This window comes from Pseudomonas sp. (assembly GCF_050739775.1).
In the GTDB taxonomy this organism is placed as follows: domain Bacteria; phylum Pseudomonadota; class Gammaproteobacteria; order Pseudomonadales; family Pseudomonadaceae; genus Aquipseudomonas.
In genome coordinates this window covers 1-19,612 of sequence record NZ_JBOICA010000052.1, presented here as the reverse complement: position 1 = coordinate 19,612, position 19,612 = coordinate 1, and the positions used below count along the sequence as shown (strand labels likewise).

Sequence of the window (19,612 nt, the reverse complement as noted above, 5' to 3'; positions counted from 1 at the left end):
TGCTCAAGGTGACGGTGAGGTCGTGCGCAAGCTTCTGGTTGACCTTGATGGTGAAGGCCGGCTTCTGGTTCTCGAAGACCGGGCCGTTGCCTTCGATGGTGACGATGACGGTATCGATGCTGTCGGTAACGATGGTCTCGGCAGGCGTCGGATCGAGCACCAACTGCTCGAAGTTGCCGCCCGTGGCGCCGGTGATGGTGGTGTTGATGGTACTGCCGTTGACGAACACATCGTTGGCCGGCGTCTGCACGTCTACTGTGCCGCTCGTCTGGCCCGCAGCGATGGTGATGGTGCTGCCGTTGGACAGGGTAACGGTCAGCGGCGACTGCGCCGGATTGGTCAGGGTTGCGGTGTAGGTGATCACACCGCCTTCAGCGACGCTGCCGGTGGCGCTCAGGCTCAGTCCGGTAGCGTCGATCGAGTCATTGATGCTGGTGACGGCCGGATTCGGGCTTGCCACCAGGTTCTCGAAGTTACCGCCCGTGGCAGCGGTAATGCCGGTGCTGACGGTGCTGCCATTGTTGTAGACATCGTTGGCCGGGGTTTCTACATCTACGGTGCCGGTGGTTTGACCGGCAGCGATGGTGATGGTGCTGCCATTGGACAGGGTGACGGTCACCGGCGTCTGTGCCGGGTTGGTCAGGGTCGCGGTGTAGGTGATGACACCACCTTCGGTGATACTCGGCGTCGCGCTGAGGTTGACCGTGCTGGTGTCGATGGTGTCGGTGATCCGGGTAACTGCCGGGGTGGTATCCGTGGTGACGATCAGACCCGCGCCGCCAGTGGTGCCGGTGATGGTCGTGGAGATCTGGCTGCCATCGAGGTACACGGTGTCATTCGCTGGAATGGCGACGCTGATGCTGCCGCTGGTCTGTCCGGCGCTGATGACGATGATCTGGCCGTTGGAGAGGGTTACGGTCAGGTCGGTCAGCGGGGGCTGGCCCAGGGTGGCGGTATAGACGATGACGCCACCGGCCTCGGTGATCGACGGCGTGGCGCTCAGGGTCAGGCCGGTTTCCCGGGTGGGCGTAGTAGTTGCCGGGTCGTTGGCGTTGTCCAGTCCGCCAAGTTCTTCAGTGCTGGTAGCAGTCGCAAAACCGATGGGGCCAGTCGGGAAGCCAATGGTCGGATCGACCGAGCCTGCGGTGGCGTCGAGCACGACGAAGCTGTGGCCTCCACCGGCAGCACCACCGGCACCTGCGGCGGAGGGGCCTGCAGCGGTGGCTTCGAGTTCGGTGGTCGGGTCAGCGCCGGCGGCGATGGCCTGCTGCAGCTCCTCAACCGAAGGCGCAGCCTGAGCGGTGGCCGCCGCCAGGTCAGTGCTGCTGTCCGGCATATCGGCGCTCCATTGGCTATCGCGGCCCAGGTCCAGGGTGCGGCCGTCAGCCAGCTCCAGGGTCACAGCACCTGCAAGGCCAGTCAGCACCTGCTCGCCAGCGAGCAGGCGGTCACCTTCGATGAGTACGCGCCGAGCCCCTTCCGGGGATACGGCGATGACTTGACCAACAATGCTTTTGACGATGGCAACAACGCTGCTCATTGGACTCTCCGGATTACCCGTTCAGTTGGCTTCCATGCCCAGCCGGCGCTGAAATGCCGCTTTTCGATGGAATGTTGCGAATGTTATTTTGACGTTAATTTCGTCAATTAATTGGCTATATTTTTTGGCTATTAACTTTATGCCAAACTATTGACCTTCCTGTTGTCATCCTAAACAATCAACACCCTAATGTCACATTGATATTTCAGCGGCGGCCACCCTTCCTACGTACGCTCAAGTACCCATTCGGAAGTTTCCGACATACCGTCAAACTGGTTGCCATTTTCGAATGCAGCAACGTTCTTTTGCTGTGATCTGGGACAAGAGGTCCCTAGGAAAAAAGTCTAATGCGCGCGTCATTGTTCACTGCTCTTCCGTTCGCCCTCGCTGCCAGTTTCGTTCAAGCACAAAGCCTGCCTGAGGCCATGCAAAAAGCCCTTGAGGTGCATCCGGAAATCCAGGCCGGGGTCAACAGCCGTATCGCCGCTGACTACCAACTGCGTGCCGCCAAGGGCGGCTATTTACCGCGGGTCGATGTGCTGGCAGGTTACGGCCGCGAAGGGACCGACAGCCCGAGCACCGGCAACCGTTGGGAGACCCTCAACCGTGGTGAATCCAGCCTGCGTCTGCGGCAAATGGTTTTTGACGGTTTTGCCACCTCCAGCGAAGTAGGGCGTCAACAAGCCACCGTTAACTCGCGCGCTTACTCCTTGCTCGGTGCCTCCGAGCGCACCGCGCTGACCGTAGCCCAGGTTTACCTGGACGTCCTCACCCGCCGCGAAATGGTACGTCTGGCTGAAGACAACCTGCGCAGCCACGAACGCATTTACGATCAGATCAAGCTGCGCACGTCCCGCGGCGTTGGGCGTCTGGCCGACCTTGACCAGGCCGAAGCGCGCCTGGCCCAGGCCCGTAACAACCTGATTACCGAGCAGACCAATCTGGCAGACGCCAAGACCAACTACCTGAGCGTGGTTGGACAAATGCCCGATGAGCTCAGCGCTCCTGCGCCGTTTATCGACCTGCTGCCGGCCAATCTCGACGAAGCCCGTCAACAAATGGTCGAAAGCAGCCCGATCCTGCGCTCGGCGGAATCCGATATCGCTGCGGCGGAAAAACAATATGAGGCGGCGAAGTCTACGTTCTATCCACGCTTTGATGCAGAGCTCGGACGGACGGCCGATAACGACATCGATGGCATGAACGGTCACAACAACGAATGGCAGGCTATGCTGCGCATGAGCTTCAACCTGTATGCCGGTGGCAGCAACAAGGCCGACCTGGAATCCAAGTCGTACCTGAGCAACCAGGCGCTGGACATTCGTAACAATGCCTTGCGCCAGCTCAATGAGGAATTAGGCCTGGCATGGAATGCTCTGGACAACGCCAACGCGCAATTGCCTATTGCCCAGCAATATGTCGACTACAGCAACAATGTGCGCTCCGCCTACCAGCAGCAATTCAGCCTGGGCGAGCGGACCCTGCTCGACTTGCTCGATAGTGAGAACGAACTCTTCACCGCCCAGCGTCGTCTGACCGAGGTGAAGAACATTCAAGTGTTTACTCAATATCGAATCAAGGCGACCATTGGCCAGCTGCTCAAGAGCCAGGGCGTTGTCGCACCGATGGCATCCGTTGTGCAGAACGATATGAAACCAAAGGTGAGCCTGCCAGGCATGAACTGAGGTTCACCTTAATCTCCAACCGCAATCTTCAAGAGAAACCGCGTGGAATCAGAAGTCAGTCGAGTTCAACTCAGCCATGATCCACGCAGTCAGCACGACGATCCGCTGCTGGACAGCCTGCTGTCACTTTGTGTGCTGCACCAGAAACCCGCCAGCCGGGCGATGTTGACCACCGGCCTGCCGTTGCCGGCCCAGCGCCTGAGCCCGGAGCTACTGCCGCGCGCGGCAGCCCGTGCCGGCCTGCAGGGGCGTCTGTTGCAACGCAAGCTTGAGCAGATCCCGGGCATCGCCATGCCGGCCATGCTGCTGCTCAAGGACGGTCGCAGCACCGTGTTGCTCGGTTGGGAGAATGAAGACACCGCGCGGCTGTTGCTCAGCGAGAGCGACGGCGGCGAGGTGCATGTCAGTCGCGAGGTGCTGCAGAGCGACTACAGCGGGCGGGTATTCTTCGCTCAGCCGCAGCACAAGTTCGACGTCAACCACGGCAACCTGATTCCCCGCGCACGTTCCTGGTTCCGCGACACGCTCAAGCGCAGTCGCTGGCTGTACATCGATGCCATCGCCGCAAGCCTGGTGATCAACCTGATTGCCCTGGCTGCGCCACTGTTCGTCATGAACGTCTACGACCGCGTGGTACCCAACCAGGCGACCGCGACCCTGTGGGTGCTGGCGATCGGTATCTGCGGCGCCTATCTCTTCGACCTGATTCTCAAGGGCCTGCGCAGCCTGTGCCTTGACCTTGCCGGGAAAAAGACTGACCTGATCATCTCCGCCACATTGTTCGAGCGCATCGTCGGCATGGCGATGAAGTACCGTCCGGCGCGGGTCGGCAGCTTTGCCCAGAACATTCACGAATTCCAGGGCCTGCGCGACTTCCTTGCCTCGCTGACCCTGACCAGTCTTATCGACCTGCCGTTTACTCTGCTGATCCTGCTGGTGATCGGCATCATCGGCGGGCACCTGGTGTGGATCCCGATCATTGCCTTCCCGCTGGCCCTGGGCATCGGCTACGCCCTGCAGAAGCCCCTGATGGCGACTCTGGAGCAGACCATGGCCCTGGCCTCAGAGCGCCAGTCGAGCCTCATCGAGACGTTGGCCGGGCTCGACGCGGTCAAGGTCAACAACGCCGAGAGCGAGCGTCAGTATATGTGGGAGCAGACCATCGGCACCCTCAGCCGTCTGGAGCTGCGGGTCAAGGTGCTGTCGGGCATGGCGATGAACATCACCCTGCTGATCCAGCAACTGGCGGGTGTGGCGCTGATTTGTGCCGGTGTCTACCAGATCATTGCCGGCAACCTCAGCATGGGTGGCCTGATTGCCTGCTACATGCTCAGTGGCCGTGCACTCGGTCCGCTGGGGCAGCTGTCCGGCTTACTGACCCGCTACCAGCAGGCCAAGGTCACCATGGTTTCGACCGACCAGATGATGGAGCTGCCGCAAGAGCGCAACTTCGAGGAGCGTCCGCTGAGCCGTCAGGTGCTGCAGGGTGCAATCGAGTTCCGCGGCGTTGACTTCACCTACCCGAACCAGCAGAACCTGGCGCTCAAGAGCGTCAGCCTGACCATCCGTCCGGGTGAGAAAATCGGCATCATCGGCCGCAGCGGCTCGGGCAAGAGCTCGCTGGCCAAGTTGATCGTCGGTCTCTATGAAGCTGACAGCGGTTCGCTGTTGGTCGACGGTGTGGACATCCGCCAGATCGACGTCAGTGAGCTGCGCCACAACATCGGTTACGTGCCACAGGATATCCAGCTGATGGCCGGCACCCTGCGTGACAACCTGGTCAGCGGTGCGCGTTATGTCGAGGACGAAATGGTCCTGCAGGCCGCCGAGCTGTCTGGCGTCCATGAATTTGCCCGCTTGCATCCGCAAGGCTATGAGTTGCAGGTCGGTGAGCGCGGTCAGAATCTCTCTGGCGGTCAGCGCCAGAACGTCGCCCTGAGTCGGGCGCTGTTGCTCAACCCACAGATCCTGCTGCTCGACGAACCCACCAGCGCCATGGACAACACGGGCGAGGAGCGGCTCAAGCAACGCCTGCAAGCGGTCATCGAAAGCAAGACCGTGGTCCTGGTCACCCACCGGGCATCGTTGTTGTCACTGGTCGATCGCTTGATCGTTGTTGATCGGGGGCAGATTGTTGCGGATGGCCCGAAAGCCGCCGTCATGGATGCGCTGAAGAAGGGGCAGATCAGTGTTGCATAAGATGGATATGGGCCCGTTCAAGGACAGCCTGCGCAAATACTTCAAAGGCTCGGAGTCCCTCAGCGGCCAGCCGCTGCCCGAGGTCAACAAGGCGCTGATCGAGGATGCACCGCGCATCGTGCGCCTGACTATCTGGGGTGTGATCGCCTTCTTCCTGTTCCTGGGGCTGTGGGCCAACTTCGCGATCATTGACGAAGTTACCCGCGGTGAAGGCAAGGCGATTCCGTCGTCCAAGCTGCAGAAAATCCAGAACCTGGAAGGCGGTATCGTTGCGCAAATCTATGCCAAAGAAGGCCAGATCGTCGAAATTGGCGACCCTTTGCTGCGTCTGGACGACACCCGTTTTGTTTCCAACGTCGGCGAAACCGAAGCGGATCGCCTGGCTATGGCCCTGCGCGTGGAGCGCCTGAGCGCAGAAGTCGATGACCGTCCGCTGAAAGTTGACGAAGAGATTCGCAAGGCTGCGCCGAATCAGGCGGCCAACGAAGAAGCCTTGTACCAGAGCCGCCGTCAGCAATTGCAGGACGAGATCGGCGGCCTGCAGGAGCAGTTGGTGCAGCGCCAGCAGGAACTGCGCGAGTTCAGCTCCAAGCAATCCCAGTACCGCAACAGCCTGCAGCTGCTGCGCCAGGAAATCAGCATGTCCGAGCCGCTGGTGGCTCAGGGCGCTATCTCCCAGGTGGAAGTACTGCGCCTCAAGCGTGCCGAGGTGGAAAACCGCGGCCAGCTGGATGCCACCTCGCTGGCCATCCCGCGGGCCGAGTCGGCGATCAAGGAAGTCGAGCGCAAGATCGATGAGACCCGCGGCAAGTTTCGCAGTGATGCCCTCACTCAGCTGAACGAGGCACGCACTGACCTGAGCAAGGCCCAGGCCACCGGCAAGGCCCTCGATGACCGGGTCAACCGGACCCTGGTGACTTCGCCGGTGCGCGGTATCGTCAAGCAGTTGCTGGTCAATACGGTCGGCGGTGTGATCCAGCCGGGGAGTGACCTGGTCGAAATCGTGCCGCTGGATGACACCCTGCTGGTTGAAGCACGTATCCGCCCGCAAGACATCGCCTTCCTGCATCCAGGCCAGGAAGCCATGGTCAAGTTCACTGCCTATGACTTCACCATCTATGGCGGCCTGAAAGCCAAGCTGGAACAGATCGGTGCCGACACCATCACCGATGAAGAAAACAACACCTTCTACGTGATCAAGCTGCGCACCGATCGCAGCCACCTGGGCACCGACGAGAATCCGTTGTTGATCATCCCGGGCATGGTCGCCTCGGTGGATATCATCACTGGCAAGAAAAGTGTGCTGAGCTACCTGCTCAAGCCGATCATCCGTGCCCGGGCCGAAGCGCTGCGCGAGCGTTGATCTGGCACATCGCCGGTATTGCCGGCGATGAGGCCTGCAAAGCTCACCATATGCTTATTCACTAAAGATATTTAAATTATCTATCTTATGACTTTATAGTCAAATTCCTGCGTACCTGCCGACCAATCGGCGCGCCGCACGACCGAACCAACACGGAACCCCGTGAGTTTCTGATCGATGCGCGCACCTTTGGGCGTGCTCTGCGTGGGAGTGAATCATGTCAGCGGCCTCCAGTGTCTTGTCGTCTGTCGACAGCGCACAACAACACTTCGAAGTTCGTCCTTTCTCCGGTGCCGTCGGCGCCGAAATCATCGAGCTGGATCTGTCCCGTGCAGTTAATGCCGAGGATTTCGCCCGGGTTCACCGCGCCCATCTCGATCATCATGTACTGGTCTTTCGCGACCAGCACATAACCCCCGAGCAACAGATCGCCTTCAGCCGCCGCTTCGGCGAGCTGCAGATTCATGTACTCAAACAGTTTCTGCTGGCCGGCCACCCGCAAATCCTGATCGTCTCCAACATCGTCGAGAACGGGCAGAACATCGGCCTGGGCGATGCTGGCAAGTTCTGGCATTCGGACCTGTCGTACAAGGCGCTGCCGAGCCTGGGCTCGATGCTGCATGCCCAAGAGCTGCCGAGCGAAGGCGGCGATACCCTGTTCGCCGACATGCACAAAGCCTGGGACGGACTGCCTGAAGCCCTGCGCAACGCTGTGCAAGGCCGTAGCGCAGCGCACTCCTACACCGCCCGCTACAGCGAAAGCAAATTTGAAGGCAACTGGCGCCCGACGCTGACTGCCGAGCAACTGGCCCAGGTGCAGGAAGTGATTCACCCCGTGGTGCGGACCCATCCGGAGAACGGCCGCCAGGCCTTGTTCGTCAGTGAAGGCTTCACCACCCGCATCGTTGGCCTGCCCGAAGACGAAAGCCGGCAGATCCTCGCCGAGCTCTATGCCTACAGCGTGCTGGAACAGAACATCTACCGTCACCAGTGGCAGCCCCGTGACCTGGTGTTCTGGGACAACCGCTCACTGATCCACCTGGCTGCCGGTTGCCCCGCGCACCTGCGCCGCAAGCTGTACCGCACCACCATCCAGGGCGATGCCCCGTTCTGACACGTTTCGAGGAGTACAGCATGTGCAAGTCAATCAGCCGCCTGGCGGCCAGTATCGGTCTGGGTGTCAGCCTGCTCGCCGGCAGCCTGGTAGCCCCGGCAACGGCCCAGGCCGAAGGTGAAATCCGCATTGCCGAACAGTTCGGCATCGTCTATCTGCTGCTCAATGTGGTGCGCGACCAGAACCTGATCGAGAAGCACGGCAAGGAGCAGGGCATCGACATCAAGGTCGACTGGACGCAATTGTCTGGTGGCGCGGCGATCAACGATGCCTTGCTATCCGGTTCGATTGACATCGCCGGCGCCGGGGTCGGCCCGCTGCTGACCATCTGGGACCGCACCCAGGGTCGGCAGAACGTCAAGGCCGTGGCTTCGCTGGGCAACTTCCCGTACTACCTGGTCAGCAGCAACCCCAAGGTCAAGACCATCGCCGACTTCAGCGACAAGGACCGTATTGCCCTGCCGGCCGTGGGCGTTTCGGTGCAGTCACGCTTCCTCCAGTACGCTGCCGCCAAGCAGTGGGGTGACAAGGAGTACGCGCGACTGGACAAATTCACCCTGGCGGTTCCGCACCCTGACGCTACCGCCGCCTTGCTGGCCGGTGGCACCGAGCTGAACGCGCATTTCTCCAACCCGCCGTTCCAGGACCAGGTGCTGGCCAACAAGGACGTGCACGTGGTGCTCAACACCTACGACCTGCTCGGGCCGAACTCGCCAACCGTGTTGTTCGCCACCGAGAAATTCCGCCAGGACAATCCCAAGACCTACAAGGCCTTTGTCGACGCCCTGGCCGAGGCTGCGGACTTCGCCCAGAACGACAAGGCGGCTGCGGCTGACACGTATATCCGCGTGACCAAGGCCAAGATCGACCGCGAAGCGCTGCTCAAGATCATCGACAACCCGCAGTACGAATTCAGCGTCACACCGAAAAACACCTACCCGCTGGCCGAGTTCCTCTACCGCGTGGGCGCGATCAAGCACAAACCCGAGTCCTGGAAGGATTACTTCTTCCAGGACGAGAAACCGCTGCAAGGGAGCTGAACCGCATGAACACCCCATTGCAAGGCCACACGGTCAGCAAGTTGAGCAGCGTCGCCACGCCGCCGCTGCTGCAGGTGGATAACGTCAGCCTGGAATACCGCACGGCGCAAAGCGTGGTGCGGGCCACTCATCAGGTCAGTTTCGACGTGGACAAGGCGGATCGCTTTGTCCTGCTCGGTCCCTCCGGTTGCGGCAAGTCGACGCTGCTCAAGGCGGTCGCCGGTTTCATCGAACCGCGGGAAGGACAGATCCGCTTGCAGGGCCAGGCGGTACATGGCCCGGGCCCCGACCGGATCGTGGTGTTCCAGGAGTTCGACCAACTGCCACCGTGGAAAACCGTCAAACAGAATGTGATGTTCCCGTTGCTGGCGTCGGGCACGCTCAAGCGCAAGGAAGCCGAAGCACGCGCCTTGCATTACCTGGAGAAAGTCGGCCTGACTGGCTTTGCCGATGCCTACCCACATACCTTGTCGGGCGGCATGAAAGCCCGGGTCGCGATTGCCCGCGCGTTGGCCATGCAGCCGAAAATCCTGCTGATGGACGAGCCTTTCGCCGCGCTCGACGCGTTGACCAGGCGCAAGATGCAGGAAGAATTGTTGCTGCTGTGGGAAGAGGTGCGTTTCACCTTGCTGTTCGTCACCCACTCCATCGAGGAAGCGCTGGTGGTGGGTAACCGCATCCTCCTGCTGTCGCCCCATCCGGGGCGGGTACGGGCTGAGATCCACAGTCATCAGTACGACCTGCAGAGCCTCGGTGCCAGTGACTTCCAGAGCTCGGCTAGACGCATCCATCGCTTGCTGTTCAACGATGACGCCCAATCCGGGCACGACCCGGCATGGGGTTTCGCCGACATCCGTATTGCCTACTGACCGGGAGCTTTGCCATGACCACATCCGTTACGCCGCGTCAGGAATACGAAGTTGTCCTCGAACCACTGCTCAGTGTACCGCTTGAGCGCGAACTGCCCCTGGGTCAACGTTTGTGGCAACAGGCTTGGCTGCGCAAGGGGGTGATCCTGGTGTTGCTGGCGGCGGCCTGGGAAGCCATCGCTCGCTACCAGGGCAACGACCTGCTGCTGCCCAACTTCCTGCAAACGGCGGCGGCCTTGTTCGACGGCCTGTTCAGTGGCGAATTGCCGGCCAAGGTCGGTGTCTCGCTGGTGGTGCTGCTCAAGGGTTATCTGCTGGGCATCGTCCTGGCGTTTGGCTTGACCAGCCTGGCCGTCTCGAGCCAATTGGGCCGTGACCTGCTCAGCACATTGACCTCGATGTTCAACCCGCTGCCGGCCATAGCCTTGCTACCGCTGGCCTTGCTCTGGTTCGGCCTGGGCGACAACAGCCTGATTTTCGTCCTGGTGCATTCGGTGCTTTGGGCCCTGGCCCTGAACACCTATGCCGGATTCCTCGGTGTGTCCGAAACCCTACGCATGGCCGGGCGCAACTATGGCCTGCGCGGTCTGCGGCTGGTACTGCACATTCTGATCCCGGCAGCGCTGCCGTCGATTCTCTCCGGCCTGAAGATCGGTTGGGCTTTCGCCTGGCGCACCTTGATTGCCGCCGAACTGGTTTTTGGCGCCACCAGCGGCAAAGGCGGGCTGGGTTGGTACATCTTCCAGAACCGCAACGAGCTGTACACCGACAAGGTCTTCGCCGGGCTTGCCGTGGTGATTCTGATCGGTTTGTTGGTGGAAAGCCTGGTGTTCAACAACCTGGAGCGCATAACCGTGCGCCGCTGGGGCATGCAACGGTGATGGGCTCAGGCTGTCTGGTATCGCGCCGCAGCGCTGCTCAGGGTTTCGGCAATCTGCTGGCGCAGGTCCAAGGGTTGCTCGACGATCAAACCGTCGCCCTGGCTGAGTAACCACCCACGCAGTTGCCAGCCGTTGCTCACCGTCGCACGCAAGCAGTGGCCGTGCTCCAGCTGGGTGAGTTGCATGTCCGCCGACAGCGGTGTCTCACGCACCAGGCGCGCCAGGTTGTCGCTGATCCAAGCCTGCAACTCGATCTTGTCGGTGTCGCCGAATTGTAGGGCATCACTGCGCAGGTAAGCCTGCAGATCAAAGTCGCGCAGGCCTTCAGTGGCGCTGTTGAGTACGCGCAACTGGCGAAAACCGGCATTGGCCGCCCAGTGCCAGCCATAGGGAATGCTCTTGTCGTTGCGCTCCAACGGAAATATCAGCGACAGCTCGTTCAAGTCGCGCTCGATGGTCCGTTTGCTGATGGTAAAGCCGGCGTCTTTCAGGCGAGCTACCAGCTCGGCGCTGGTAATGCCGGGTGAGCGGCTGGGCAGTTGGCGCAGCAACTCCCATTGACGGCTGAGCGTGGCGCGGGTCGTGGCGGAGGGCAAAGTGTGGCGTCCTTGTCTAGGCTTGCGGTTGTAGCATGTTCCTAGCGCAGTGATATGGCAATTGGCCATTTATCTATCAGATCAAGGATGAAGTAGTTGATTTGCCTCAACCGAATCGTTCGCGACAGGTTTTGTCGCGGCTTTGCGCAGAATCACGCCTCATTACACCTGCCTTCGGTTCGCAGGGTTGTTCAATGAGGACGAACATGTCAGCTGCCAGCAACATTTACCCACTGCTCGAGCGTCTGCTTCCCGAGCGCATTATTCCGGTGCCTGGCCGTTCCAACCAACTGGAGCGGTTGTACGTCGGAGTGGGTATGCCCAGCCAGCGGGCGGTCTTGGGCGAAAGCTTCATCCTTATCAGCCGCCTGGAGGAGGCCACTGACCTGCAGGCGCTGTACAGCGATCTGCGCGACCAGGCCCTGGACGGCAATGTTGTGGCGCTCAACGACCTGGGCTGGATCTGGCTCAATGGCAAATACTGGCGCGCCGACCCGACGCTGGCCGGGCATCTGCTACGCATGGCGGCATTGCAGGGTAGTGCGGCGGCCTGGTTCAACCTCGGCCAGCAGTACTATTTTGGCAAGGGTGTGGAGGTCGCTTATGTCAGCGCGGCCGAGTACTACCAGCATGCTTTCGAACGCGGCCTGGAGCAGGCGGCCGCGGCCTTGGGTGACCTCTACGAGGAAGAAATCTGCGACAGTGATGTGCAGGCGTGGACGGTCGACCTGCAAATGGCCTACCGCTGGTTCCTCAGCGGTGCCCAGCGAGGCGAGGCGCGCTGCCGGTTCGAAGTCGGCTACCGGCTGCTGCACGGGCAGAACGTGGCAGCCGACCAGAAGGCCGGGGTGTACTGGCTGGAACTGGCGGCCGTGGCCGGGGTGATGCAGGCCGCTGAAGAGTTGGCGGTGCACTTCAGCGTTTCCGACAACGCCTTGCGCTACCTGTTCTGGCGTGACCAGGCTATCGCCATGGGCAGTTCGCTGGCCCTGACCATGAAGCTGGAGGATCAACTGCAGCCTTGAGCGTACAGGCTGCAGGGCAGCCCCAGTTTCACTTATCCACAAACCCCTTGAGCATCTCAATCGGCAACGGAAAGACAATGGTCGACGATTTGTCCCCGGCGATACTGCCCAAGGTCTGCATGTAACGCAGCTGCATGGCCCCCGGCTGGCGCCCGAGCATTTCTGCCGCCTGCATCAGTTTCTCCGAGGCCTGCAGTTCCCCTTCGGCATGAATCACCTTGGCCCGCCGTTCGCGTTCGGCTTCGGCCTGACGGGCAATGGCGCGGATCATCGACTCGTTGAGGTCGACATGCTTGATCTCGACGTTGGCCACCTTGATGCCCCAGGCATCGGTTTGTGCATCCAGCACCTGGCGGACATCCAGGTTCAAGCGCTCGCGTTCGGCCAGCAACTCATCCAGCTCATGCTTGCCGAGCACCGCCCGTAAGGTGGTCTGGGCCAATTGGCTGGTGGCCATGAGAAAGTCCTCGACCTGGATAATTGCCTTCTGCGGGTCAAGCACGCGAAAGTACAGCACTGCATTGACCTTGACCGAGACGTTGTCGCGGGTGATCACGTCCTGCGGCGGCACATCGAGCACCACGGTGCGCAAGTCGACCCGGACCATCTGCTGGACACCGGGAATCAGCAACACCAGGCCCGGCCCCTTGACCCGCCAGAAACGCCCGAGCTGGAACACCACGCCGCGTTCGTATTCGCGCAGAATGCGAAACGCCGACAGCAACAGCACAGCGGTCAACGCCAGCAGCGCACCAAAGCCCAGTTCGAAAAACATGCTCAGTCTCCTTGCGCCACAGCGTCTGCTGCGGCGCTGACGTCCAGAAGTACGCCCTTGCGTGAGATCACCCGGACGCGTTGTCCTACTTGCAGTGGCGTCTGACACTGCGCCTGCCACTGTTCACCCTGCGCCTGCACCGAGCCGATGTACGGATCGCTGTCGTTGACCGCCATGACCGTGGCCAGGCTGCCGACCAGATCTGCATCGCCACTGACCAGCGCGCGCTGGCGCGCTTTCATGGCCATGCCCAGCACACCGCCGAGCAGCAGCGCCGAGACCAGTGCCAGGAACAGAATCAGCGCCAGCGGAATGCCGAAGCCGGGCACATCGGTGTCCATCAGGATCACCGCGCCAACGACAAAGGCGACGATGCCGCCAAAGCCGACCACACCGAAGCTGGGCATGAACGCCTCGGCAATCATGAATGCCACACCGAGCAGAATCAGCCCGACCCCCGCGTAGCTCACCGGCAACAGCTGCAAGGCATACAGGGCCAGCAACAGGCAGATACCGCCGATCACCCCGCCGACCCCGGAACCCGGGCTCATGAACTCGAACATCAGGCCATAGATGCCGATCATGATCAGGATCAGCGCTACGCTGGGGTTGGTGATCACCGCCAGCAACCGCGTGCGCCAGTCTGGCTGGCGCTCGACCACGGGGGCGGCGGCGGTGTGCAACTGCATCGGCTGGCCGGCGGCTTCGAGTGTCTTGCCGTCGAGCTGGCGTAGCAAATCAGGCAGGTCGTTGGCGACCCGGTCGATCACCTTCAGGCGCAGGGCTTCGTTGGCAGGCAGGCTAACGGCTTCACGCACGGCCTGTTCGGCCCACTCGGCATTGCGTCCACGCAGTTGCGCCAGGCTACGGATATAGGCCGCAGCGTCGTTGACCTGCTTGCGGGTCAAGGTGTCTTGTTCGCCCGGGGGGGATTGCTTGTCGCCCGTCGGCGCTGCGGGTGGTGCCGCAGGGTCCTTGGGCGGACCGGGCAGGCCGCCGATCGGCACCGGGGTGGCGGCGCCCAGGTTGGTGCCCGGGGCCATGGCCGCGACATGGCTGGCGTAGAGGATGTAGGTGCCGGCGCTAGCCGCGCGGGCACCACTGGGAGCAACGAAACTGGCCACCGGCACGGGGCTGGCGAGGATTGCCTTGATGATCTCGCGCATCGAGCTGTCCAGCCCGCCTGGAGTGTCGAGGCGGATCACCACCAGTTGCGCCTGCTCGGATTTGGCCTGTTCCAGACCACGTATCAGATAATCGGCACTGGCCGGACCGATGGCGTCGTTAATACTCAGCACCAGCACTGGATGGCCGGGCGCAGCCTGGCCGCTAGGCAGTGCGCCGAGCAAGAGCAGCAAGAGCAGGTGCCGACACCAACGAGCGATCACCTGAATTCACCCGGTTTGTGCGTGTTCACTAAGTTTAGTCGGCTGCTCGCAGCAGCACGGCCTAAACTTCAGAAGTGGGGGAGTTCTATCCGGAGGTGCATCATGCGTATGGCAAAAACCCTGCAGCAGTGCCTGGACAAGGCTGGCTGCGACTATGACATCGTTCCTCACGCACACTCATCCACCAGCCTTGAGTCAGCGCGCCTGGCCGGGGTGCCGGCCGAGCGGGTGGCCAAGTCGGTCATGCTCGACGACCGCCACGGCAACTATCTGATGGCCGTGCTGCCCGCCAACCGTCACCTGGACATGAGCAAAGTGCAGGCCACCGGTCAGTGGCATATGACGATTGAAAGCAACCTGCCCCATCTGTTCGGTGATTGCGAGCGTGGCGCCATCCCGGCAATGGGTGAAGCTTACTCGATCAAGATGTTGCTCGACCCGACCTTGTCCCGTCAGGGTGATATCTACATCGAGGCTGGTGATCACGACCACCTGATCCACATGAACATGAAGCAGTACCTGAAACTGGTGCCTAACGCCGAAGTGCGCGAGGTTTGCTGATGATCAACCCGCTGCCAGGCTGGCGTCGTGGACGACCGGTCTGGCGCTGAGGAGTGACCCATGGAAGCACCCAATCACAAGTTTTCAGAATTGTTCAAACAGCTGGGCCTGCCTGACGATCCCGTCGGTATCGACCAGTTCATTACTAGCCATTCTCCGCTCAAGGGCGACATAAAACTGGTCGACGCACCTTTCTGGACAGATGCTCAAAGGGCATTTCTGAAGGACAGTATCGAAGAGGATGCCGACTGGGCGCTGATGTTCGACCAGCTCAATGAGGCGTTGCGAAATAAACGCTGAGCGGCACTGATACCGGCGTTCGGCGTTGCTATGCTCAGAAAAAAACAACAGGGGATAGCGCAATGAAAGATCCCTATGCCGTCGGTTTCTGGTGTGCCGTGAGCGCGTTGGGCCTGCTGACCGTCGGTTACTTCTATGGCGTCAAAGAGAGCTATCAGCTGAACCAGGCCCTGGTGTTTCTCTACGCAGCCGGTGGAGTGATCGGGGCGCTGGCGCTGACGGCGCTGGCCTGGATTGCCTGGCAGCAGCTGCGGGTCAGCAAGCGCCAGTTGGCTCAGGGGCGCACACTGGTTGCCATCTGGAACACCAAGGTTGCCTTGCGCCGGGTCGAAACTGTGTTCGACCGCTACTTCTGGGGCAGCTACTGGCAGCCGGGGCGGACCTTCCAGGAAGTCATGGGCGAGCTTGAAGGCACGCCTCTGGAGCAAAGCCTTGAAGCCCTGAAGCGTCAGTGCCGCGAGCTGGACAAGGAAACCCACGACCTGCGGCGGCACTGGCTGGATAACGCCCGTGAGCTCTCCACCGTGGCCACCGCCATGGCCCGTGAGCGCTATCAGCTGGACTTGTGCGACTCACAGCAAAGCAGCGGCCGAGGTGGGGCGGCGGTGCTTAACCGCGATCTGGAAGTGCTGGTTTACACCTGGTCGGCGCGGCTGCGCAGTTTCGACCACCAGCTCGATGAGCTGGAGGGCGAATACCGCTGACGGGCATTGCGGCGACTCAATCGCCGCGAATGTACTGCTCCAGTTGCTGGATCATGTTGGCCTGCTCGGCGATGGCCTCCTTGACCAGGTCACCGATCGACAGCAGACCCAGCAGCTCGCCGTTCTCCACCACCGGCAGGTGCCGCAGATGGCTGTTGGTCATCATGTTCATGCAGTAGTCGATGTTCTGGTGCGGGTCCACCGTGATCACCGGCGCGCTCATGATCGCGCTGACCGGAGTGCCCACTGACGAGCGGCCCTTGAGCACCATCTTGCGCGCGTAGTCGCGCTCACTGACGATCCCCACCACCTGGCCACCCTCGACCACCGGCAAGGCACCAACATTTTTCTCGGCCATCAGCCTGAGTGCATCGAGCACCATCTGGTCGGGGGCAATGGTATGAACCTGGTGGTGCTGCTGAGCTTTTGTTTTTAGGAGCTGTGCCACGGTTTTCATAGTTGCCTCTGCAATGCTGGGAGTGGATGACGGCAGATGCCTACAGAATCGTGTACAGATGGCCGCAGAGCAAGGGAGAAAACGGCATCGAGTCGATTGAAAAACGTCATGGGCCGGGTGAGCTGGGGAAAAACCTGCCGAACCGCCCATGCGCTCGGCAGGGGTTGGCCGATCAGCTTTCGCTACTGCAGCGCCGATCAAAGCCCGTTAGGCAAGAACCGGGTAGCACCGCTGACATCGTCGATCTTCTTGATGCGGAAGGCCTTGATGCAGGTTTCGTTACGGGTGTTGCTGTCCGGGCAGTACTGTTTGACGAAGGCGCCAAAGTCCATGTCCTGACCGTTAACGCTGAGCACGCGCTTGAAGTACTCGCCCTGGATGCCCTGGGCCTGACGCGAGGTGGTCATTTCCTGATCAACCACTAGGCGGCCATGCAGGTCGACGGTGGGAAACTTGGCTTCTTCCTTGAAGCAACCGCTCAGCAGCAGGCCTGCCGCCACCAGCATAATCATACGTAGCATGATGTTGTCTCTGCAGAGGGCGGCCCCGGCGCATGCACCGAGGCTAACCCGGGGATAGTTACTCGAACAGCTTGGTGGAGCGATTGACCTCGGCCTTGCCGGCATCTTCCAGCAAGGATTTGGCGCCAGAGGTCACGTTGCGCGAAGCGTCGGCGTTGGACTGGATCACGTCGGTGCGGGCGGCGCTGTCGCGCAGCTCGGCATCGATGTAGTCGTTGGCCCGGGCAACCTTGGCTTTCTTCGCTTGCAGCGCCAGACGACGTTCTTCCAGCTCCAGGGCGCGCAGCTCGTCCTCGAAGCCTTCTTCACGGGTCTGAACGCGCTTGTGCTCCGCCGCTTGCGCCTGCTGCTTTTCGGCGGCCCGTTGCGAGGCGGCACGCTGCGCAGCAGCACGTTGCTGGCGAGCAGCGGCTTCGCGGGACTCGGCGCGCTGCTGGGCAGCAGCAGCCTGACGCAGGCGCTCGGTTTCCAGGGCGGCTTCAGTCTGTTTGGTCTGCTGTTCGATCTGGTAAAGCTGATCGAACTGGCCTGCCGTGGCGGTCACGGCAGACAGTGCGAGGGCGGTGCCCAGAACAATATGCTTCATGTCCGGCTGCCTCAGCTCTTTTTCGGTTCTGGGCAGGTGGCATTCGGCTGAATGCGCGTTTCGTTGGACATGGTCATGACCATCAGGGAGATGCCACCCACTTCAAAGTCGCAAGGACGGCCAACCTGGGCGGAGGTGTAAATCTTGCCGCTCTCGGAGTAGCCGATCAGCACGCCGGGTACCAGCGTGGTGTCGTTGACCATCGAGCCTGCAAGGGCGCCTGCACCACCCCCGGCTACACCGCCGACGATAGCAGTGTCCTTGTTCTTGCCGGCACCCAGCGCTGCGCCACCCAGAGCACCCAGCACACCGCCAACCATCATTGCGGCTTTCTGGTTCTTTTCGTTGCTGACTTTGATCTTGGTCGGCGAGATCGTGAGGATCTTGACGGTCTTGGCTTCCTGCTGGGTGTTCACCTGACTGGCGTCAAACACATCGGATTGATACTGCTCGCCCGTCGCTTGGCAACCAACAAGAGCAGCGGCAACGGTCAAAGCCAGACAGTGTTTCAGCATTTTCATTCCTAAATTCCCTGGAGGGTGTGGGTAACCTTGCGCCGCAATCCATTTCGGTGGGCATATTGCCATCATTCTAAACGGATTGTTTAAACGAGGTAAAGCCAACAGGACTTACAGGGAATTTGGATAGAGCGGATGCTAATAAAGGAGGGAGTTCGCTTGGCAGGAGCAGCCGGGCGAATTGAAATCTTGGTAAGCGGAAGTGGCGAAAACGCTAGGCCTTTGCAAGCAAAGGCAGAGAAAGATGGCGCACTCGGCGGGAATCTGACCCATGGCGGTATTTCAAGGGCAAAACCTTGTTCTAGACGAGTAAAGCTCCGGGGGTGTACTGCCTTAGTGGGGCTGGTTGATGGCACCTCTGACGATAGTCAACGAACCCATGCCAAGCAATGCCCTTCTGCTCATAAATTGAACAGTTATCAGTGGCCGCTGAACAGAAGACGTAGAGCGCAACCCTCGGTGCGACAAGTCAAGTGGTTAGGGTGATGGCGTTTTCATGCTGTTGAGCTAATGTTCATAAAAGATGCTACTTAAGTTATGAGGGGTACTGGAATGAGTAGTAACGTCTCGGGGAAAGCCTCTGAAAGTAATGCCAGTACGATAGCTTTAGTTGCACTTGTCTTGGTGATATTTGGTGGGCTTACATACATATATCAAGCTGGAGGTGGATCAAAAAATAGCACGGTCTTGAGCTACTCTGATGCTTATCGCTGTATGAATGGAGACGGCCTAAATAAAATGTCGGATGATGAGTTTGAACTAATATGCCTAGATAATAAGTTCTCTGTTGATGTGTACCCTAAGGGCTGTGATATGGATGTCGACTGCGAGCTTTCATTGTTCAACCCCAAACTACCTGGGTTCGAAAGGAGTACTCTGTTTGAAGCTGATTTGGTGAGTGAGATTCGCTATGATGATGAAAAGCTTAAGGTTTCAGGCGTTATCACTGGGCGTGGGTTCCTAGGGCAGGTTGAAGTTGATGTTCTCGCTCAAAAGGTAATTTTATTATCCGAAGAAGAAAAGGCTTTGGTTGAGGAGGCTAGGAAGCCGAAGGTTGATCCTGTTGTTGAGGCGAAAGAAAGATGGTTGGAGGAAAGAGCAGCTGATAACTCGAAAATGAGAGAGTACGCCGATAGGAATGATAAAGATCTGAGGGCGAAGTCGACTCGGGTTCAGGTTGATCAAAGCTCTGTAAATGGTTTGGCTGAGTACCGCTATTACTTGAAGAGTGGGAAAGTAGTTTCCTGTCTTCGTGGGTTTGAGGCGAACGTGCACATCTATGAGTGCAATAACTACAATTTCAACTGATACGCGCCGGGCATCGATACGATGCAAAGGGCAAACATGGTTGTCGATTGCATGGGATTCCTAAGGATGGTCTGAAATAGCCGAATACTCTCCGGCTATCGAGCGGTCAGCACTTCAAAAAACGATGCTCATCGAAAATCCGATTGGTTCTCCACGCTTTTCAGGCTGCCTGGCGGCTGCGA

At 60.1% G+C, this 19,612-nt stretch carries 20 protein-coding genes; 12 read left to right on the top strand and 8 right to left on the bottom strand.

The window, feature by feature from the left end; translation table 11 throughout:
* On the bottom strand, nucleotides 1–1,540 hold a 1,540-nt coding region (locus ACRESH_RS21590; RefSeq protein WP_431743881.1), incomplete at its 3' end, for a retention module-containing protein.
* Between the two features lie 347 nt (nucleotides 1,541–1,887).
* Here ACRESH_RS21590 and ACRESH_RS21585 point away from each other — a divergent pair.
* The 7 genes from ACRESH_RS21585 (at nucleotide 1,888) to ACRESH_RS21555 (ending at nucleotide 10,691) form a co-directional block, all read left to right on the top strand.
* Nucleotides 1,888–3,225, top strand: coding sequence for a TolC family outer membrane protein (locus ACRESH_RS21585; RefSeq protein ID WP_431743880.1), 1,338 nt, complete (start codon nucleotides 1,888–1,890; stop codon nucleotides 3,223–3,225).
* A 42-nt stretch (nucleotides 3,226–3,267) separates the two neighbouring features.
* Entirely contained in the window at nucleotides 3,268–5,424 is a 2,157-nt protein-coding gene (locus ACRESH_RS21580) for a type I secretion system permease/ATPase (protein WP_431743879.1), read from the top strand.
* Nucleotide 5,425: 1 nt separating this feature from the next.
* On the top strand, nucleotides 5,426–6,787 hold the full coding sequence (locus ACRESH_RS21575) for an HlyD family type I secretion periplasmic adaptor subunit (protein ID WP_431743890.1): 1,362 nt from the start codon (nucleotides 5,426–5,428) through the stop codon (nucleotides 6,785–6,787).
* 217 nt (nucleotides 6,788–7,004) lie between these two features.
* The gene (locus ACRESH_RS21570; RefSeq protein ID WP_431743878.1) at nucleotides 7,005–7,901 is read left to right on the top strand and encodes a TauD/TfdA dioxygenase family protein; all 897 of its coding nucleotides are present in this window, start codon (nucleotides 7,005–7,007) and stop codon (nucleotides 7,899–7,901) included.
* Between the two features lie 20 nt (nucleotides 7,902–7,921).
* Nucleotides 7,922–8,941, top strand: a complete 1,020-nt coding sequence (locus ACRESH_RS21565; RefSeq protein WP_431743877.1) for an ABC transporter substrate-binding protein — start codon at nucleotides 7,922–7,924, stop codon at nucleotides 8,939–8,941.
* Between the two features lie 5 nt (nucleotides 8,942–8,946).
* Nucleotides 8,947–9,810, top strand: a complete 864-nt coding sequence (locus tag ACRESH_RS21560; RefSeq protein ID WP_431743876.1) for an ABC transporter ATP-binding protein — start codon at nucleotides 8,947–8,949, stop codon at nucleotides 9,808–9,810.
* A gap of 14 nt (nucleotides 9,811–9,824) precedes the next feature.
* Nucleotides 9,825–10,691 carry an ABC transporter permease gene (locus tag ACRESH_RS21555; RefSeq protein ID WP_431743875.1) on the top strand — a complete coding sequence of 289 codons (867 nt, stop codon included), beginning with the start codon at nucleotides 9,825–9,827 and terminating at the stop codon, nucleotides 10,689–10,691.
* 5 nt (nucleotides 10,692–10,696) lie between these two features.
* Here ACRESH_RS21555 and ACRESH_RS21550 read toward each other — a convergent pair whose 3' ends face one another.
* On the bottom strand, nucleotides 10,697–11,287 hold the full coding sequence (locus ACRESH_RS21550) for a WYL domain-containing protein (RefSeq protein WP_431743874.1): 591 nt from the start codon (nucleotides 11,285–11,287) through the stop codon (nucleotides 10,697–10,699).
* A 206-nt stretch (nucleotides 11,288–11,493) separates the two neighbouring features.
* On the opposite strand from ACRESH_RS21550, the gene ACRESH_RS21545 reads away from it, so the two are divergent.
* Nucleotides 11,494–12,312: a tetratricopeptide repeat protein gene (locus ACRESH_RS21545; RefSeq protein WP_431743873.1), complete on the top strand. Its 819-nt coding sequence runs from the start codon at nucleotides 11,494–11,496 to the stop codon at nucleotides 12,310–12,312.
* A 28-nt stretch (nucleotides 12,313–12,340) separates the two neighbouring features.
* Here the strand turns inward: ACRESH_RS21545 and ACRESH_RS21540 are convergent, their stop codons facing one another.
* The gene (locus ACRESH_RS21540; protein ID WP_431743872.1) at nucleotides 12,341–13,087 is read right to left on the bottom strand and encodes a slipin family protein; all 747 of its coding nucleotides are present in this window, start codon (nucleotides 13,085–13,087) and stop codon (nucleotides 12,341–12,343) included.
* Nucleotides 13,088–13,089: 2 nt separating this feature from the next.
* A complete protein-coding gene (locus tag ACRESH_RS21535; RefSeq protein WP_431743871.1) occupies nucleotides 13,090–14,475 on the bottom strand; it encodes an NfeD family protein in 1,386 nt (461 codons plus the stop codon).
* 102 nt (nucleotides 14,476–14,577) lie between these two features.
* Between ACRESH_RS21535 and ACRESH_RS21530 the strand changes: the two genes are divergently transcribed.
* The 3 genes from ACRESH_RS21530 (at nucleotide 14,578) to ACRESH_RS21520 (ending at nucleotide 16,040) form a co-directional block, all read left to right on the top strand.
* Nucleotides 14,578–15,036, top strand: a complete 459-nt coding sequence (locus ACRESH_RS21530; protein WP_431743870.1) for an aminoacyl-tRNA deacylase — start codon at nucleotides 14,578–14,580, stop codon at nucleotides 15,034–15,036.
* 60 nt (nucleotides 15,037–15,096) lie between these two features.
* Nucleotides 15,097–15,336 carry a DUF2789 domain-containing protein gene (locus ACRESH_RS21525; RefSeq protein WP_431743869.1) on the top strand — a complete coding sequence of 80 codons (240 nt, stop codon included), beginning with the start codon at nucleotides 15,097–15,099 and terminating at the stop codon, nucleotides 15,334–15,336.
* A gap of 62 nt (nucleotides 15,337–15,398) precedes the next feature.
* Complete coding sequence (locus ACRESH_RS21520; protein WP_431743868.1) at nucleotides 15,399–16,040, top strand: NADH:ubiquinone oxidoreductase subunit N; 642 nt, start codon at nucleotides 15,399–15,401, stop codon at nucleotides 16,038–16,040.
* Between the two features lie 16 nt (nucleotides 16,041–16,056).
* Here the strand turns inward: ACRESH_RS21520 and ACRESH_RS21515 are convergent, their stop codons facing one another.
* From ACRESH_RS21515 to ACRESH_RS21500, 4 genes are all read right to left on the bottom strand, one after another.
* Nucleotides 16,057–16,497 carry a CBS domain-containing protein gene (locus ACRESH_RS21515; protein WP_431743867.1) on the bottom strand — a complete coding sequence of 147 codons (441 nt, stop codon included), beginning with the start codon at nucleotides 16,495–16,497 and terminating at the stop codon, nucleotides 16,057–16,059.
* Between the two features lie 197 nt (nucleotides 16,498–16,694).
* Nucleotides 16,695–17,018 (bottom strand): hypothetical protein, encoded by a 324-nt coding sequence (locus ACRESH_RS21510; RefSeq protein WP_431743866.1) that lies wholly within the window; start codon nucleotides 17,016–17,018, stop codon nucleotides 16,695–16,697.
* Between the two features lie 58 nt (nucleotides 17,019–17,076).
* A complete protein-coding gene (locus ACRESH_RS21505; protein ID WP_431743865.1) occupies nucleotides 17,077–17,604 on the bottom strand; it encodes a DUF5384 family protein in 528 nt (175 codons plus the stop codon).
* 11 nt (nucleotides 17,605–17,615) lie between these two features.
* Nucleotides 17,616–18,125: a hypothetical protein gene (locus tag ACRESH_RS21500; RefSeq protein WP_431743864.1), complete on the bottom strand. Its 510-nt coding sequence runs from the start codon at nucleotides 18,123–18,125 to the stop codon at nucleotides 17,616–17,618.
* A 549-nt stretch (nucleotides 18,126–18,674) separates the two neighbouring features.
* On the opposite strand from ACRESH_RS21500, the gene ACRESH_RS21495 reads away from it, so the two are divergent.
* Nucleotides 18,675–19,430, top strand: a complete 756-nt coding sequence (locus ACRESH_RS21495; protein WP_431743863.1) for a hypothetical protein — start codon at nucleotides 18,675–18,677, stop codon at nucleotides 19,428–19,430.
* Nucleotides 19,431–19,612 lie beyond the last annotated feature (182 nt).

Coding starts and splice junctions, on each gene's coding strand:
- ACRESH_RS21515 (WP_431743867.1), bottom strand. CDS start 16,497: ATGAAAACCGTGGCACAGCTCCTAAAAACAAAAGCTCAGCAGCACCAC.
- ACRESH_RS21545 (WP_431743873.1), top strand. CDS start 11,494: ATGTCAGCTGCCAGCAACATTTACCCACTGCTCGAGCGTCTGCTTCCC.
- ACRESH_RS21505 (WP_431743865.1), bottom strand. CDS start 17,604: ATGAAGCATATTGTTCTGGGCACCGCCCTCGCACTGTCTGCCGTGACC.
- ACRESH_RS21575 (WP_431743890.1), top strand. CDS start 5,426: ATGGATATGGGCCCGTTCAAGGACAGCCTGCGCAAATACTTCAAAGGC.
- ACRESH_RS21560 (WP_431743876.1), top strand. CDS start 8,947: ATGAACACCCCATTGCAAGGCCACACGGTCAGCAAGTTGAGCAGCGTC.
- ACRESH_RS21525 (WP_431743869.1), top strand. CDS start 15,097: ATGGAAGCACCCAATCACAAGTTTTCAGAATTGTTCAAACAGCTGGGC.
- ACRESH_RS21530 (WP_431743870.1), top strand. CDS start 14,578: ATGCGTATGGCAAAAACCCTGCAGCAGTGCCTGGACAAGGCTGGCTGC.
- ACRESH_RS21570 (WP_431743878.1), top strand. CDS start 7,005: ATGTCAGCGGCCTCCAGTGTCTTGTCGTCTGTCGACAGCGCACAACAA.
- ACRESH_RS21495 (WP_431743863.1), top strand. CDS start 18,675: ATGAGTAGTAACGTCTCGGGGAAAGCCTCTGAAAGTAATGCCAGTACG.
- ACRESH_RS21585 (WP_431743880.1), top strand. CDS start 1,888: ATGCGCGCGTCATTGTTCACTGCTCTTCCGTTCGCCCTCGCTGCCAGT.
- ACRESH_RS21540 (WP_431743872.1), bottom strand. CDS start 13,087: ATGTTTTTCGAACTGGGCTTTGGTGCGCTGCTGGCGTTGACCGCTGTG.
- ACRESH_RS21520 (WP_431743868.1), top strand. CDS start 15,399: ATGAAAGATCCCTATGCCGTCGGTTTCTGGTGTGCCGTGAGCGCGTTG.
- ACRESH_RS21500 (WP_431743864.1), bottom strand. CDS start 18,125: ATGAAAATGCTGAAACACTGTCTGGCTTTGACCGTTGCCGCTGCTCTT.
- ACRESH_RS21555 (WP_431743875.1), top strand. CDS start 9,825: ATGACCACATCCGTTACGCCGCGTCAGGAATACGAAGTTGTCCTCGAA.
- ACRESH_RS21510 (WP_431743866.1), bottom strand. CDS start 17,018: ATGCTACGTATGATTATGCTGGTGGCGGCAGGCCTGCTGCTGAGCGGT.
- ACRESH_RS21565 (WP_431743877.1), top strand. CDS start 7,922: ATGTGCAAGTCAATCAGCCGCCTGGCGGCCAGTATCGGTCTGGGTGTC.